General features: G+C 68.6%; 2 pseudogenes. Both read right to left on the bottom strand.

Going from position 1 to position 500, the window contains the following annotated elements:
* A pseudogene (locus tag H7965_RS31640) lies at window positions 1–153 on the bottom strand (transposase); the annotation flags it as partial.
* 4 nt (window positions 154–157) lie between these two features.
* Window positions 158–500 (bottom strand): annotated as a pseudogene (locus tag H7965_RS30295) (IS66 family transposase); the annotation flags it as partial.

Here is a 500-nt window from a genome sequence, read left to right as displayed (position 1 = left end):
GGCTGCCCACTGGCAGCCGGTGGAGAGGATGTACATCACCCCGTTCACCACCGCTCGCACCTCGACCGTCCGCTTGTTGCCACCCGGCTTGGCGGGCGGGATCAGCGTCCTGATCAGCGCCCATTCCGTAAGCGTCCGGTGACGCGGCGACCGACCGTCAGGCGATGGCGGCTTCTGCGTCGCTTGGCAGGTTCCACGGCAGCAGTTCGGCGACGCGGCTGACGGGATGGTCAGCGATGCGCTCCAGCACACGGTTCAGATAGGCCTCCGGGTCATGCCCGTTGAGCTTGGCGGTGGCGATCAGGGAGGCGATCGCCGCGGCACGATGGCCGCCGGTGTCGGAGCCCGCGAACAGCCAGTTTTCCGGCCAAGGGCCAGCGGCCGGATTGTGCGCTCGACTGGGTTGTTATCGATCTCCAGCCGCCCGTCGGCGACGTAGCGGGTTAGCGCCTCCCATCGGCTGCGGGCATAGCGGATGGCTACGGCCAGGTCGCTGCGGC

This window comes from Siccirubricoccus deserti, from assembly GCF_014283215.1.
Taxonomy (GTDB): domain Bacteria; phylum Pseudomonadota; class Alphaproteobacteria; order Acetobacterales; family Acetobacteraceae; genus Siccirubricoccus; species Siccirubricoccus deserti.
Note: the sequence above shows the minus strand (reverse complement) of the source record. Positions and strands in the feature narration are given on the sequence as shown.